The 14,222-nt window shown below is 64.1% G+C and carries 10 protein-coding genes; 9 read left to right on the plus strand and 1 reads right to left on the minus strand.

Annotation, left to right across the window (positions count from 1 at the left end; genetic code table 11):
- Positions 1–204: 204 nt before the first annotated feature.
- The 3 genes from ACHFB9_RS09130 to ACHFB9_RS09140 are packed head-to-tail and all read left to right on the plus strand — an operon-like array spanning position 205 to position 5,818.
- Complete coding sequence (locus tag ACHFB9_RS09130) at positions 205–1,293, plus strand: efflux RND transporter periplasmic adaptor subunit (protein WP_417071301.1); 1,089 nt, start codon at positions 205–207, stop codon at positions 1,291–1,293.
- Positions 1,290–4,352 (plus strand): efflux RND transporter permease subunit, encoded by a 3,063-nt coding sequence (locus tag ACHFB9_RS09135; protein WP_417071303.1) that lies wholly within the window; start codon positions 1,290–1,292, stop codon positions 4,350–4,352. Before ACHFB9_RS09130 ends, ACHFB9_RS09135 begins: the two co-directional genes overlap by 4 nt.
- A gap of 11 nt (positions 4,353–4,363) precedes the next feature.
- Positions 4,364–5,818: a TolC family protein gene (locus tag ACHFB9_RS09140; RefSeq protein WP_417071305.1), complete on the plus strand. Its 1,455-nt coding sequence runs from the start codon at positions 4,364–4,366 to the stop codon at positions 5,816–5,818.
- A 302-nt stretch (positions 5,819–6,120) separates the two neighbouring features.
- Here ACHFB9_RS09140 and ACHFB9_RS09145 read toward each other — a convergent pair whose 3' ends face one another.
- Positions 6,121–7,101: an IS1595 family transposase gene (locus tag ACHFB9_RS09145; RefSeq protein ID WP_417071306.1), complete on the minus strand. Its 981-nt coding sequence runs from the start codon at positions 7,099–7,101 to the stop codon at positions 6,121–6,123.
- 849 nt (positions 7,102–7,950) lie between these two features.
- On the opposite strand from ACHFB9_RS09145, the gene ACHFB9_RS09150 reads away from it, so the two are divergent.
- From ACHFB9_RS09150 to ACHFB9_RS09175, 6 genes are all read left to right on the plus strand, one after another.
- Positions 7,951–9,099: an iron-containing alcohol dehydrogenase gene (locus ACHFB9_RS09150; RefSeq protein WP_417071308.1), complete on the plus strand. Its 1,149-nt coding sequence runs from the start codon at positions 7,951–7,953 to the stop codon at positions 9,097–9,099.
- A gap of 99 nt (positions 9,100–9,198) precedes the next feature.
- Positions 9,199–10,362, plus strand: a complete 1,164-nt coding sequence (locus ACHFB9_RS09155; protein WP_417071310.1) for an NAD(P)-dependent alcohol dehydrogenase — start codon at positions 9,199–9,201, stop codon at positions 10,360–10,362.
- 80 nt (positions 10,363–10,442) lie between these two features.
- Positions 10,443–11,369: an NAD(P)H-dependent oxidoreductase gene (locus tag ACHFB9_RS09160; protein ID WP_417071312.1), complete on the plus strand. Its 927-nt coding sequence runs from the start codon at positions 10,443–10,445 to the stop codon at positions 11,367–11,369.
- Between the two features lie 273 nt (positions 11,370–11,642).
- Positions 11,643–11,960, plus strand: a complete 318-nt coding sequence (locus ACHFB9_RS09165; RefSeq protein ID WP_417071314.1) for a DUF1778 domain-containing protein — start codon at positions 11,643–11,645, stop codon at positions 11,958–11,960.
- Positions 11,932–12,450, plus strand: coding sequence for a GNAT family N-acetyltransferase (locus ACHFB9_RS09170; protein WP_417071316.1), 519 nt, complete (start codon positions 11,932–11,934; stop codon positions 12,448–12,450). Before ACHFB9_RS09165 ends, ACHFB9_RS09170 begins: the two co-directional genes overlap by 29 nt.
- 584 nt (positions 12,451–13,034) lie before the next feature.
- Positions 13,035–13,931: a hypothetical protein gene (locus ACHFB9_RS09175; protein ID WP_417066637.1), complete on the plus strand. Its 897-nt coding sequence runs from the start codon at positions 13,035–13,037 to the stop codon at positions 13,929–13,931.
- Positions 13,932–14,222: the final 291 nt, after the last annotated feature.

Below are 14,222 nucleotides of genomic sequence, written 5' to 3' on the forward strand. Positions count from 1 at the left end.
ATGGTCGGAACAGAGGATGTGCTTCGCTGACCGGGCATTCGCGCAGCTCGGGGGGCGATGCTGATAACGCGGCCGAAAAAGACCCTATTTTGGCCGAATCTGTCCCGTAGTCAATGCACTCCCGTCTCTAGAGTCATGCCATCGCTCCAGCGGCAGAGAACGCCTGCCGCTGGACCCTGGTCACGCTCACTGCGGAGAGAAGTCTTGCCCCCCCGTACTCCAGATATCGAGAAACTGCGCCTTGCCTTGCTTGCCGCTGCCGCACTTGTCCTGTTTGGCTGCGGTGATTCCACTTCCCGCCCCGCGAAGGAAATCCTCCGGCCGGCCTACGTTACCGAGGCCCGCCCCGCCAACCCGGACGGGTTGTCCTTCACCGGCGAAGTGCGCGCCAGACAGCGTGCCGAGTTGGCCTTCGCGACCAGCGGACGAGTCGCCCGCGTCATGGTCGAGCCGGGCGACGTCGTTCGCCGGGGGCAGGTGCTCGCTGAACTCGATGTGCAGCCAATCCGGGCCCAGCTCGATGCTGCCGAGGCGGGGCTGCGGCGCGCCGAGGCGCAGCTGTACGAAGTCCGCCAGCGCATGGATCGCCTGCGGATCGCCCGGAAATCGGATGCGGTCAGCGCCGCGGAACTCTCCAGCACGCAAGCTGAGCTGGAGAGTGCCGAATCTGCAGTGCGGGGGGCGCGAGCGCAGCGGGAAGCGGCGGACTGGTCGATGAAGCAGGCCACGCTGCGCGCACCGTTCGATGGCGTGCTTGCCGCACGCAGCATCGAGCCGGGGCAGACGGGGGGGCTCGGGCTGGCGGCCGTCTCGATCGACGGAGCAGGCCGTGAGCTGTCGCTGCTGGTGCCAGGCAATCTGTCGCTCAAGCCCGGCCAGATTGTCAGCCTGCAATGCGGCCAGACCCGGCTCCAGAGCAAGGTGTTACGCACCGGCGGACGGCTCGAGGCGGGCGGAGTCCGCAAGGTGTTCGTTGCGCTGCCCGATGACGCCGTCGTCGGCGCTACCTGGTCGGCTGTGCTCGGCACCTCGACGCTGCAAAAGGTGTGGGTTCCGCTGCGTGCGGTGTTGCTTGGCCGCGTGGCGGGGGAGGGCAGTGTCCTGCGTCTGGGAAAGGATGGACGCACAACCGAACAGGTGGCGCTCAAACTGGGCGCATTTCGCGGTGACTGGATCGAAGTGAGCGAAGGCCTGGCTGCGGGCGATCGCATCGTGGTGGCCGGCGCCACGGCAATCCGCCCGGGAACGGCGATCAAGCCGGTTGCGATGGCGCGCCTGGAGACACTGCGATGAGCATTACGCTGCTGGCGTTGCGCAGGCCGCGCTTCACCTTGCTGGCCATGCTCGGTCTCGTGCTCGCGGGGCTCTGGTTGGCGTTGGACTTTCCCTCGACCGAAGAGCCGCAGATCACCATCCGCACGGCTACAGTGCTGACTTTCCTGCCCGGCGCCAGCGCCGAGCGCATCGAGCAGCTGGTGGCCCGACCGACCGAAGAGAGCGTGCTCGGCATGCCCGAGGTCAAGCGCGTGAAGACCACGGTGCGCCCGGGGTTTGCGTTCTCCTATGTCGAGCTGGGCACTTCGGTGACGCCGGCGCAGCTGCCGGCCGTGTGGCAGCGCCTGCGCACACGGATGAGCGATCTGCGCTCCTCCCTGCCTGAGGGCGCTACCGGTCCGATCGTCGATGACGAGTTCGGCCGCGTCGCTGTGCTGACGATGGGGCTCACCGGTCAAGCTTACACGGCAGGCGAGATTCGCGAACAGGCGCGCCGGATCCGCGACGAGCTCAATCGCCTGAATGGGGTGGAGCGAGTGTCGCTGCATGGCATCCGCGACGAACAGGTGCAGATCGTGCTGGACGTCCCGGCCCTCAACGCCAGGGGCCTGAGCCCTGCCGTGATCGCGCAGGCCGTCGCTCGCCGCAACATCATCGCAGCGGCTGGTGCGATGGAAATTGGCGGCGCCGAGATCGCCCTGAACGTGAGCGGAGACGTGGGAAGCCCCGAGCAACTGCGCAGTACGCCAATCGCCCTGCCCGGCGGAGGCAGCGTGCCGCTCGGGCTCCTCGCGCGCATCGAGCGCGTGACGCAGGATCCGCCGCTGACCGGTGCATTCGTGGACGGCGCGCAGGCTGCCGTGATCGCGATCTCGATGGACCCCGGCCTCAACGTCGTCAGTTTTGCCGGGCGCCTGCGTGACAAGGTGAAGGCGCTTGAGAACACCCTGCCGGCCGGCATGAAGCTGGAGCCCATCACCGATCAGGCGCAGATCGTGACCCGGCAGCTCGACCAGGTCGGCCATGTGTTTGTCGAGACCACCGTCATCGTGATGGGCGTGGTCGTGCTGTTCCTCGGTTTGCGGACCGGTCTGATCGTCGGTGCGATCGTGCCCACCACCGTGCTCGGCTCGCTGGCTGTGATGAGACTGCTGGGGATAGACCTGCACATCATCTCGGTGGGTGCGATCATCATCGCGCTGGGCCTGTTTGTCGACAACGCGATCGTCGTGGCCGAAGACATGGAGCGACGCCTCGCTCTGGGCGCTTCGCGCGAAGAGGCCGCGGCGCAGGCGGGCCGTACGATGTTCGTGCCGCTGCTGGTCTCGTCGCTCGCGATCATCCTCACCTTCATGCCTGTCGTGCTCAGCAGCACCGAGACCGGTGAGTACCTGCGCAGCATGGGCATCGTGATGGCCATCGCGCTGCTGCTCTCGCTGCTGCTGGCCGTGACGATCACACCTATCCTCTGCCAGCGTTTCGCGGTGCATCACACCGAACTCAGTCGCACGGCGCGCGCGGTCGAAGCGCTCACCGGCTGGTACCGCGGGCGCGTGCGCTGGGTGCTGAGCCACAAGGCGATCTATGTCGGCTGCATGTTCGTGCTGCTGTGCCTGGCTGGTTGGCTGTTCTTCACCGTGCCATCCGAGCTGATGCCTGCATCGGAGCGCAAGCAGCTGCAGATCGCCATCGAGCTCGCGCCCGATGCCAGCACGACGCACACACTGGCGAGAAGCGAGGAGATCAGCCGGGCCTTGGCCGACCGCAAGACCTTTCCGGAAATCGCCAGCCATGCACTCTACATGGGCGATGGCGGGCCGCGCTTCATCCTCGCGCTCAACCCGCCCACCCCTGCGGCACACCGGGCCTATGCCGTGCTGACGCTCGCGCCGAATGCCACCCACGCTGCCGCGATTGCGCATCTGCGCAGCGCGCTGGGCGAGCGCTTTCCCGATGTGCGCTTTGAGCCCAAGCGCTTCTCGATGGGTTCCTCCGATTCAGGTCTTGCCGTATTCCGACTGAGCAGCAGCGATGACGCGAGCCTCCGCGCTGCGGCCGCAAAGCTGCAGGCCGCGCTGGACGCGGCGTTGCGAGCGCACGCCGGCAGCAGCGACCTGAACAGCGATGCCGAACGCGCGGTGCAGCAGCTGGACGTGCAGGTCGATCAGGTGAAGGCCCGCGCGGCCGGCGTGAGCAGTGCCGATGTCGCACAGAGCCTGAACCTGCTGCTTGCCGGCAGCACCATCAGCCAGTACCGCGAAGGCGATACGGTGTTGCCGGTGCTGCTGCGCGGACCGGGTGAGCTGAGAGGGCGCATCGAGCAGTTGGCGGCGCTGCCGATCCAGAAAGCGGACGGCAATGGCAGTGTGCCGCTCGGCCAGCTTGCCACGCTGCAACTGGTGGCCCAGCCTTCGGTGATTCAGCGCTACAACCAGGAGCGCACCATTACCCTCAACGCGATGCACAGCGCTCTGACCGCGCAAGGCATTGCCGCGCTGGCCAAGCCCGCCATCGACAAGATCGAGGCCGCAGGACTGGTCAGGGTCGAGCTCGGCGGAGAGATCGAAGAGGGCGCCAGCGCCAACTCCGCGATCATCCAGCTTCTGCCCGCCTGCCTGATCGCGATGTTCCTGGTCTTCGTCTGGCAGTTCGAGAGCCTGCGCAAGAGCCTGATCGTGCTGGCCAGCATTCCGTTCGTCATCATCGGCTCGGCTCTGGCACTCAAGCTCAGCGGCACCACGCTGAGCTTTGTCGGCACGCTGGGTCTGCTGGCGCTGGCCGGCATCATCGTCAACAACGCGGTGCTGCTGCTCGATGCCATCGAAGAAGCTCGCGCCAGCGGTCTGCCCGCCGCACAGGCGATCGAAGATGCGGCCGCCAAACGCCTTCGCCCGATCGTGATGACCAAGCTGGTCTGCATCACCGGCCTGGTTCCGCTCCTGCTGTTCGGTGGCGTCGTGTGGACCAGCCTTGCCGTCGTGATGATGGGCGGCCTGGCGCTCGGCACCCTGATCACGCTGGGCCTGATCCCCGCGCTGTATGCCGCCGCTTACCGTGTGCCTTCACCCGCAAACTGAGAAAGACAAGCATGCTCGACCAGACTCTCTCCCGCATGGCCTCGTCCGTGGTGCTGTGCACGGTCCTCTTTGCGGTGGCTGGCTGCGCCAGCGTGACGCCGGCCAGCGCCATTGCCGATGCGTCTGCCCGCCACCAGCCCAGGCATCTGCTCAGCCCCGCCGCGAGCGATGCGGGCCTGCGCCTCGGCGCGCCCAGCCGCGAATGGTGGCGTGAGCTGAACGACCCGCAGCTCGACGCGCTCGTTCAGCGCGCGATGGCAAGCAATCATGATCGCCTCGCCGCGCTGGCCGCGGTGCGGGAGGCGCGGGTCCTGGCCGGTGCGGCGGAGCGGGCCGGTTTGCCGCAGGGCAGCCTGAACGCGGGTGCGCAGAGCGTACGTCCCTCGATCGCTGAAGCCGACCCTTACAAGCAGGGGCTGCCGCGGGCACCGGAGCAACGCCTTGCCAACATCGACCAGCGGGTGTCCTGGGAGATTGACCTGTTCGGTCGCATCGGCACCGCCGCTGCCGTGGCCGAGCGAGAGGCCGACGCCACCGAGGCGGACGCCCATGCCTGTGCCGCGCTGTTGCAGGCCGAGGTCGTGCGCCGCTATGTGCTGCTGCGCCTCAATCAGATCAATGCCCGCCGGCTCGGCTCGGAGCTGGCTCTGCTGCGTCAGCGCCAGAGCCTGCTCGATGCGCGCGTGCAGGCGGGTGTGACCGACCGGCGGGAGGCCATCGCCGGACTGGCCGATCTGGCGGGCGCCGAAGCGGAACAAGCGGCGACGGGGGCCGCGATCGAGCGCGAGCGAGCGGCGCTCGCCGTGCTCGCCGGCCGCTCGCCGACCCGGAGCAATCCGGGCTGGGAGGCACTGCTCGCTCCGGCAGATCTGCCCGCCGTGCCCGTCGACGCACAGCTCGCCCAGCCCGATGACCTGCTTGCCAACCGTCCGGATGTGGTCCGCGCCGACGCACTGCTGCGCGCCGCGATGGGCGGCACGGTGCTGGCCGAGCGCGCTCATCTGCCGCACCTGAACCTGAACCTGAGCGCCGGACTCAATGCGGCTTTCGGCAGCCTTGGTCAGGTGGGAGCACTGCGCTATGCCGTCGGTCCCGCCCTGCAGTGGGACTGGCTCGATGGCGGACGCAAGCGCCTGCGCGCGGAAGCCGCCCGGGCCGGACAGGAACGGGTATGGCATCAGTTCGAACAGACCGTGCTGAGGGCTCTGGAAGACAGCGAGAACAGCCTGCGCGACTGGATTGCCGCCCAGGCCGCGCTGCGCGCCGCGCAAGAGGCCGAGAGCGCTTCGCGCCGCACGTCCGGCTACACGGCAGCCCGTGTCGCCGCGGGGATGGAAGCACCGGGTGCCGCCCTCGATACCCGCTTGGCCCACAGCCGCCAGCAGCGCAGCCTTGGCGTCCGCCAGGCAGAAGCCCTGCAAGCCTTTGCGCAAGTGCAGCTGTCCCTTGCCGCATGGAAGCCTTAGGCTTCCCCTGTGCTGGGCCGTACCCGATGGCATGGCCTGAGTTCCGCCGCAGATCACGTGGAGGAACGCGGATCAAAAGCGCCTTCGGTGTTCGTTGTCTTGGCGATGGAGGCGGGGCCTTCACCTCGCGGCGCTGCGTTGCCAGAGAGAAATCAAAACCGGTCGCAAGCAGAACCGCAGAGAGAAGCCTCAGGAGCAAGGTCGGCTTATGGTTCCGCCTCGGCAGGCGTCGGCTGCGAAGCTACGGATTGGGTGAGCGAGAGGCCTGACTTGGGGGCGTTCAAAAAATGCTATCGCTTTGGCTATGTCCCCAAGTCGTGTTGCAACCCTCGGCCGAGCGCCTCGTCGAGGCAGCGTTGCGGGGTGATCGCGTCGCCGTAGCGTTCGAGCATGCGGCGCCAGCCCAGATAGTTGTCCAGGTAGCGCGTGGCCACGCCATGAAAGCGCGACATCCAGCTCTGGAGGCGGCCGTGATAGGCGCTGACGTTCTGGATGTGATACGCGCCGCCCCCGCTGCGTCGCCCGGGCGGCTCCCGCACCGCGACATGCGTGAGCTGTGCCGCGCGGGCGAAACCGGCATAGACGGCTGCGTCATCGGTGCACAGCAGCACATCGGCATCTACCAGCGGTTTCAACCGTTCGGCGAGCTGCGCCGCATCGAGCCTGTCCAGTTTGAAGTCCGCCGTATGCCCCGAGCGGTCCCGGACCACCAGCACCGGAATCGGCGCGGCGTCCGACTCCGGCGCCTTGCCCCGCCCGCCACGCTGGCGCGCCGGGCGCGGGATGTGCCGCTGCCCCTTGAAGGATTCGCGAAAGAAGGTTTCACCCGCCTCGACGATCCCGGCTTCATGCGCATCGCGGTGTTCGGCGATCAGCGCCAGGAAGCGATGCCGCCAGAGGAAGGACGTGTTCTTGCTGAGGCCGCAGAACTGGGCGGCGGCGCGCACGGACAGACCGTCGATCAAGGCCTGGGCGTAAGCGTTCCATTGGTCCGGGTGTTGAAGCCGCGCCAGCGTGGAACCCGTCAGCGCCGTGCAGGTTCGCTGGCAGCATTGGCAGCGGTAGCGCGCCAGGCCGCGCGTGAATCCCCACGGCCTGAGATTGCCCGCCTCGGCATGGCAGTGGGGACAGTCGGGCAGATCCGGAAGCTCGGGCAAGGCCGCCAGCGAACTCGCGCCGAGCGGGCTTGTGGGGAGGGCGAGCGTCCGGAACAGGCACTGCCTCTGGCGGGGCGTCAGCTCGCAGGCCCGCTTGAGCCAGTGACGAAAGGCTTGGGCATCCATGATCCGACTCCGTGTCCGGTGGATGCCTTCAGCATAGCCCGCACTGCAACACATTTTTGGGACAGAGCATTCGCCTGGACTTTTGGCTCGGCCCGGTTTGCATGCCGGGCCGGCTCCAACAGCGCGAAGCAGTGCTTCGTGAAACCCCGTTGAAGCCCATGGCTCTGCGTGAGGATGACTTTCTGCGGGTTTGTGCCAAAAAGGCATTTTCACGCGAGGCCGCGGCGGGGCGGGCACGGCAAGGTCTAGGCAGGCGTCTTGGCGCCGTGAAGTCCAAGACCGCCCAGCCGATTCTGTAACGACACAGCACGCGGGGGAATCCTGGCCCTCGCGCCCCCTTGGCGGCCAGAGTGAGGGGGCTTTGCCGGTAGCGGCTCCTCCGCCCTAAGGGTGCGCCGTCCGCAGCGCCTGTGCCAAGGCGGACTTCATCTGGAATGAGCGGATTCTCCCCTCCCGCCACGCTCTGCCGCCGCCGCTCGCGGTGCCGGGCTTGCTCGATCTGCTGACCTGAGAGGCTGGGGCTTGGCTCTGCCCAAGCCGGGGTTATTGCACTTTCAACCCCTGCTTCGCTGCCCGTTCGTGAATTGCTGGTGCAGCATTGAAAACAAAGGGGAAGCAGAAAATCTGCCCCGGGTTTTCAGGTGGCAAGCCGCGGGCTGTCTGTAGGATCGGGCAATTTAAAAACCGTATTGATATACCTGATTCTTCAGGCCACAGCATAAAAAGCATGCTGTGGCGCCGCTCCTTGCTCACCGGTCGGGTGGGGGAGACGGCCCCTCTGATTCATCGGTCGAAGGGGGCGGAAATCCCTGCCGATCTTTGCAATTCGACTACCGAGGGAATATACGCATGGACAACTTTACACTCTTCAATCCGACCCGGATCGAATTCGGCACAGGTAAGGAGCAGGCGATTGGCCAGCATCTGGCGGATCACGGCATCAAGCGCGTGCTGCTCTGCTATGGCAGTGACCGCATCAAACGCGATGGTCTGTTCGATGTCATCGCCAAGAGCCTGGGCGAGAAGGGCGTCGAGATCGTCGAATGTGGTGGCATTGTCAGCAACCCGGTCATCGCCAAGGTTCGCGAAGCGATCGCTCAGGCGCGCGATCATTGCGTCGAGGCCATCCTCGCCGTGGGTGGGGGCTCGGTGCTCGACACCGCCAAGGCGACCGCCGCGGGCGTCCGCTACGATGGCGATGTGTGGGAACTCTTCACCGGCAAGGCAACTATCAGCTCGGCTCTGCCTGTCTTTGCGATCATGACGCTGGCCGCTTCGGGCAGCGAGATGAACAATTTTGCCGTCGTCACGAACGAAGAGACCCGGGAAAAGCTCTTCATCGGTTCGCCCGATCTGTTCCCGAAAGTTTCAATCGTCAATCCGGAGCTGATGAAAGGCGTCTCCCGGTCCTATCTCGTCTACTCCGCCGCGGATGTCATTGCTCACTCGATCGAAGCCTATTTCACGGCCAGCGTTCATCCGAAGCTGCAGTCGCGGCTGGTCGAATCGGTGATCAATACGGTGATCGAAACCACCGAAGCCTTGATCAAAGACCCCGGTGACTACGAGGCCAGAGCCCAGTTCGCCTGGGCGGCGACGCTCGCTCTGAACGGCACGACCTTTTCCGGAACCGCAGGCTTCAGCTATCCCAATCACGCCATCGAGCATTCGCTTTCCGCGCTGTTCAGCGTTCCTCATGGCGCCGGTCTCTCGGTGGTGATGCCCGCCTGGATGAAGTGGTATTGCCGCCGCAACCCCACCCAGTTCGAGCGCTTTGCCGCGAACGTGTTCGGTGTCGCGACGGCCGAGCAGGGTATCGCTGCGCTGGAGAACTGGTTCAACAAGATCGGCACGCCGACCCATCTGTCCGCGCTGGGGGTCAAGGAATCCGACCTGCCTGCGATCGTTGAAAACGCACAGGGCAATATGCGCAGCTTCGGCATCGCCGATATTTATACCCCGGATGTGATCTCCACGATTCTGCGCAGTGCGCTGTAAGTTCGCCAGCCTCGTTCTCCGCGTCAGAGAACGAGGCTGCTCTGGCCTGCCGGATGACCATTCCGGCAAATGACCCATTTGGAAATGAGGAGTATTGCGATGACTGACAACAACAGCTTGACCCGAAGGAAATTCGTGAAACTCGCCGGTGCGGCTGGCGGCGCGCTGCTGCTGGCCAAGTCCACGAACGTGTTCGCTGCGCTTGCCAAGAAAGGGAATATTGCGTCAAGGGGCTATGCCGCTGTCGACACCTCCGGAAAGCTCGTTCCCTGGCAGTTCGAGCGGCGTCCCGTCGGGGATGACGACATCCTGATCGACATCAAGTACGCCAGCATCTGTCACTCCGACATCCACCAGGAGAAGGGGCATTGGGGGCCGACACAATATCCGCAGGTTCCCGGACACGAGATCGTTGGCGTCGTTGCCGCGGTCGGGAAGAACGTCACGAAATTCAAGGTGGGAGACCGGGCCGGCGTCGGCTGCATGGGCAACAGCAGTCTGGAAAATCTGGATGGGTTGGAAAACGAAGAGCAGTACAGCCCGGACACAGTCTTTACCTACGGCTTCCCGGAAAAGAGCTCGCCGACCGGAATTTCGCAGGGCGGCTATTCGAACAACATCGTCGTGCGTGACCACTTTGCCGTCCATATCCCGAATCACATCAGCTTTCAGGAGGCGACACCGCTGCTCTGTGCGGGGATCACGACCTATTCGCCGCTGATGAGGGCTCATCTGAAGAAAGGGCTGAAAGTCGGTGTCGCCGGGATAGGCGGATTGGGGTACATGGCAATCAAGCTCGCCGTTTCCAAAGGGGCCGAAGTCTATGCCTTCACCACATCGGCTTCCAAGGTCAAAGATATCCTGGCCTTTGGGGCCAAAGAGGTCATCGTTGTCGATGGTCCCGGGAAGCTCGCGGCTTACAAGGGGAAGATGGATTACATGATTTCCACCATTCCCTACAAATACGATGTGGCGGCCTACGCTTCAGTCGTCAAGCCTTACGGGACATTCACCCAGGTTGGCATGCCTGAAGGCTTTGAATTGACGATGAACAATTTCGCCCTCTCGCTTTCCCGCGTGAACTTCAATGCGTCGCTGATCGGCGGGATGAAGGAGACCCAGGAGATGGTCGACTACTGCGCGGACAACAAGGTTTTGCCGCAGATACAGATCATCCGCGCCGACCAGATCAATGAGGCCTGGGACAACGTGATCAACAAGAAGGCCCGCTACCGCTACGTCATCGACGCGTCGACGTTCTGAGCGTGCATCGCTTCTCCTTCGGGGGCTTCTCGGGAGGAGAGGCGGCCTTGTGACCGTCGCCGCACTTTCAAGGATTACCCATGACACTGAACACCGTTTCTCTCCGCTTCCTGGCCTGGGTCTGGGTTCTCGCGTTGCTCGCCAGCGCGAATGCCTATTCCCAGACCGACACCGCTTCTGAGGGGCACCCAGCTCGAACGCTGGTGATCGCATCCCATCCCTATCCTGAGCGCTCCGTCGTCAACAAGGCCTTGCAGCAGGTGGTCCAGAACATGGACGGAGTCGTCTATAGAAATCTGGAGTCCCTCTACGGCAATGACGTCAAGGCAATCGATGTCGAGGCGGAGCGCAAAGCCTACGAGGACGTCGATACCGTCGTCTATATGTTTCCCGTCCACTGGTTCAATATGACGCCGATGCTCAAGGCCTACTTCAACGAGGTATGGTTTCGATGGGCGCCGCAGGCCTTGAAGGGCAAGAAGATGCTGGTCGTGGTCACCGCCGCCGGCAGCGACAGTTTCTATTCCCGGACCGGAGAGCTCGGCATCACGATCGACGAGATCCTGGCGCCGATGAGGGCCTGCGCGCGATTCGTCGGGATGAGCTATCTGGAGCCTCTGGCCTTCCTCGATGTGGCGGGAGCCGATGCGGCAAAGATTCAGTCCTATCAGAAGCAGCTGCAGGACAGGCTCAAGGAGGGCGGGCTCGCGAAACCCGCCAGCCCGGCAAAGGCCGATGCTGCGGCAAACCGGGTCCTGGTGAGCATCGTCCTTCTCCCGAAAGACATCCCCCATTTCGCTGAGCTGCTGGCGAAAGAGAAGGCGACCGCCGCGGGGTGGAAGGACAGAGGAATACTGGAGCATCTGCTGAGCCGAGAAGACGGCCACGGAGTCATGCTCGTCCTGAAAGACGTCAGCCGCGCGCAGGCCGAAGTGCTGGTGAAGTCCCTGCCGCTCTCCCGCTATTTCGACAAGGTCGAGTATTCGCCCTATCTGCAGCAGTACTGAGCGGAATTTGATCGATCGGCGGCGGCCGGCCGGGACGGGTAAGCGGTCCTGGTCCGGCCGCCGCCCCTTTGATGCGGGGCAATGCCTGAAAGCCTCGCCCGGATCTCGTGGATGGACGCGGATCAAAAGCGGCTATCTGTGTTCACTGCCCGGAGGGGCATGACAAGTGCGCACACATAGTGCGATCGAAGCCGCGCGGCCTCGCCTGTCTTGCCAAAAAACACCATCGGTGCCATATTGGCACCACAAACATCCCTCCAGAAGGTGCCAAGCATGTCGCGCATCAGTGCGAGTCATTCCGAGAAGGGGCGCATCACGGCCAGGGTTCCGCTGAACGTCCAGGAAACCATACAGAGAGCGGCTGAACTGACGGGCGTTCCCGTGAACGCGTACATCGTTCAGGTCGTGCATCAGCACGCTCAGGAATTCATCGACCGTCACGAAATGAAGAACATCGTTCTCTCCGAGCGGGACTCAGAGTGGTTTCTGGAACAACTGGCCAAGCCGCGTGCGCCGAACGCAAAGCTGAAGAAAGCGCTGACCAACTACCGAGACATTCTCGATGGCAACGAAGATTCACCCGCTCTCTGAACTTCCGCGGGCGTTGCTCGATGGGCGGGCGGTTTTCGACTGCGGCAGGCCCGCACTGAACCAGTATCTCGCCCAGAACGCCGCGCAGCATGAGGCAAGAAATGTCACCCGGACGTTCTGCGGGGAACAGGGCGGCGTGCTTTTTGGCTACTACGCACTGACCAATGCGAGCGTCGACGTGAGTGCCCTGCCGCCCGATGTGGTCAAGAAATACAAGCTGCCGACCCACCAGCTTCCCGTGGTTCGGCTGGCCCGCCTTGCCGTGGATATTCGCTTTCAGGGCAAGGGGCTGGGGCAATTCCTGATGATCGACGCCCTGTCGCGAGTGATCCGCGTCGCGGAATCCTCGGGCTGCATCGGTCTGATTGTCGATGCCAAGGATGACAAGGCGGCAGGGTTCTACGAAGACTTCGGTTTTCGCCGCGCGCCGGATAACGGGCTCTTGCTGTTCATGCCATTGCCGGAGATCCAGGCGCTGTTCCAGGGATAGCGGGCAGTGTCGGAAAAGCCCTTCACTCTGAGGAGGGCGTAGCGAGCGCCAAAACTTAGGATGCAAAGTCTTCACGCTGATGCGCGGGGAAGGGCGGAGAGCAAGTCAAAACCTCTATCTCACGCAGAGCCGCAGAGGCGCAGAGATAAAACCTTCAGGGCTCATGCTTCGACTTCGGCGGAGCAGGCCGCGAGCCGAAGACTTGCGGACGATGGGCTTGCCCGGGGTGCGCTCAAGAACTGCTTGGTCTTTGACTTTCTCCTCGGCCCGGTTTGCATGCCGGGCCGGCTCCAACGGCGCGAAGCAGTGCTTCGTGAAACCCTGTTGAAGCCCATGGCTCTGCGTGAGGATGATTTTCGATGTCGTTGTGCATTGGAAAGCATTTCCACGCGAAGGCGCGGTGGGGCGAGCTCGACAAGGTCTAAGCTGCGCTTCTCAGCCCTGCCGGAGCCGCGCCAATGACACCCAAGTCGATCCAATCCGCTGGCGCCGCCAGGCCCGCTAGTTCAAAGCTGTGCCGGCTCTGCTCGTTGGGATTCCTGGCGCTCGCGACGAGCAGCTGCCAAAGCGGGGCCCCTCTGCCGGTGACAACTCCTCCGCCCTACGGGAGCGCCGCCCTCAGCGCCTGCGCCAAGGCGGACTTCATCTGGAATGAGCGCATTCTCCCCTCGCGCTACGCTCAGCTGCCACCGCTCACGACGCCGGGCCTCCATGATCTGCTCGCGCTGCTCAGCAGCCACTATTCGGTCAAGGCCTTGAGCCACGAAGGCGACGAGATGGAGCCGGGGCGGCGCAAGCTTGTCCACGCCTTCGGCGCCGAGGCAAGGCTCAAGCTGGTCGTCGATCCCGCATCAAGTCACGGCTATACAGGCATCTTTCATAGCGGTGGCGACTGCGTGATCGGCCGCTTCTCGATGGCCAGCAAACCGAGCGCGGATCGATCGATTCCCGGTCTGGCGCTCAAATTCTTCATCGATGGCGATCGGCCTTCGCTCGACCTGCTGGTCATGAATTCAGCGGACGGGCAGGCCGGCCACAACTTCTTCAGCCAGAGCTTCAGCAACATCATCCCGCCGCCCAAGGGCCTGGCCGTTCGCGTGCTCGGCGCCGCGTTCGGCCGCAGCGCCAAGCTCTATGGAGCGAAGGATCCGAATCCCGGCCGGCTGACCCTCGAACATCTCGCCAGCATGACGCCCGACGGCGTTCCGGTCGCCGATCCGCGCGAGCCCTATCAACTGATCTTCAAGCCGACCGAGCAGGCCACGGCGCTGATGCAAGGCTCGCCTGCCAGCGAAGACTTCCGCGTCTCGCTCGCGCGGCTGCCCGTCGGCGCAGTGCTCTATCAGCTCTACGCGCGCACCACCTCCGACGAAAAGGAAGCGCCACGCCTGTTGGGGCATCTCGTCCTCGCTTCACCGGTCGTCTCCTCCAGCTACGGCGATCAGACCCTCTACTTCCGGCACAACATGGCCAGGCGGTAGTTCAGCAGCTGCCGCTGCTCCAAAGCCCATCAAGACCCAGAAACTTCGCCGCGGATCACGCGGAGGGACGCGGATTGGAAGCGTCTTCTGTGTTCGCTGATTTGCGGAGGAGGGGGCGTTACTCCGCCTGGACGGCGGCGTATGATGAGAAAGTCAGTCCTTGCTGGCCTGATGTGGAAGCGCGCGGCAATTTGGATGCCCCTGATGAATAAAGCTTCTTGATATCCATCTCATCTTAAAAGCAGAAGAAAGAGGGTAGAAGGGATACTTGCGAGCAACACATCGGCCTCT

Source organism: Niveibacterium terrae, from assembly GCF_048213115.1.
Lineage (GTDB): Bacteria > Pseudomonadota > Gammaproteobacteria > Burkholderiales > Rhodocyclaceae > Niveibacterium > Niveibacterium terrae.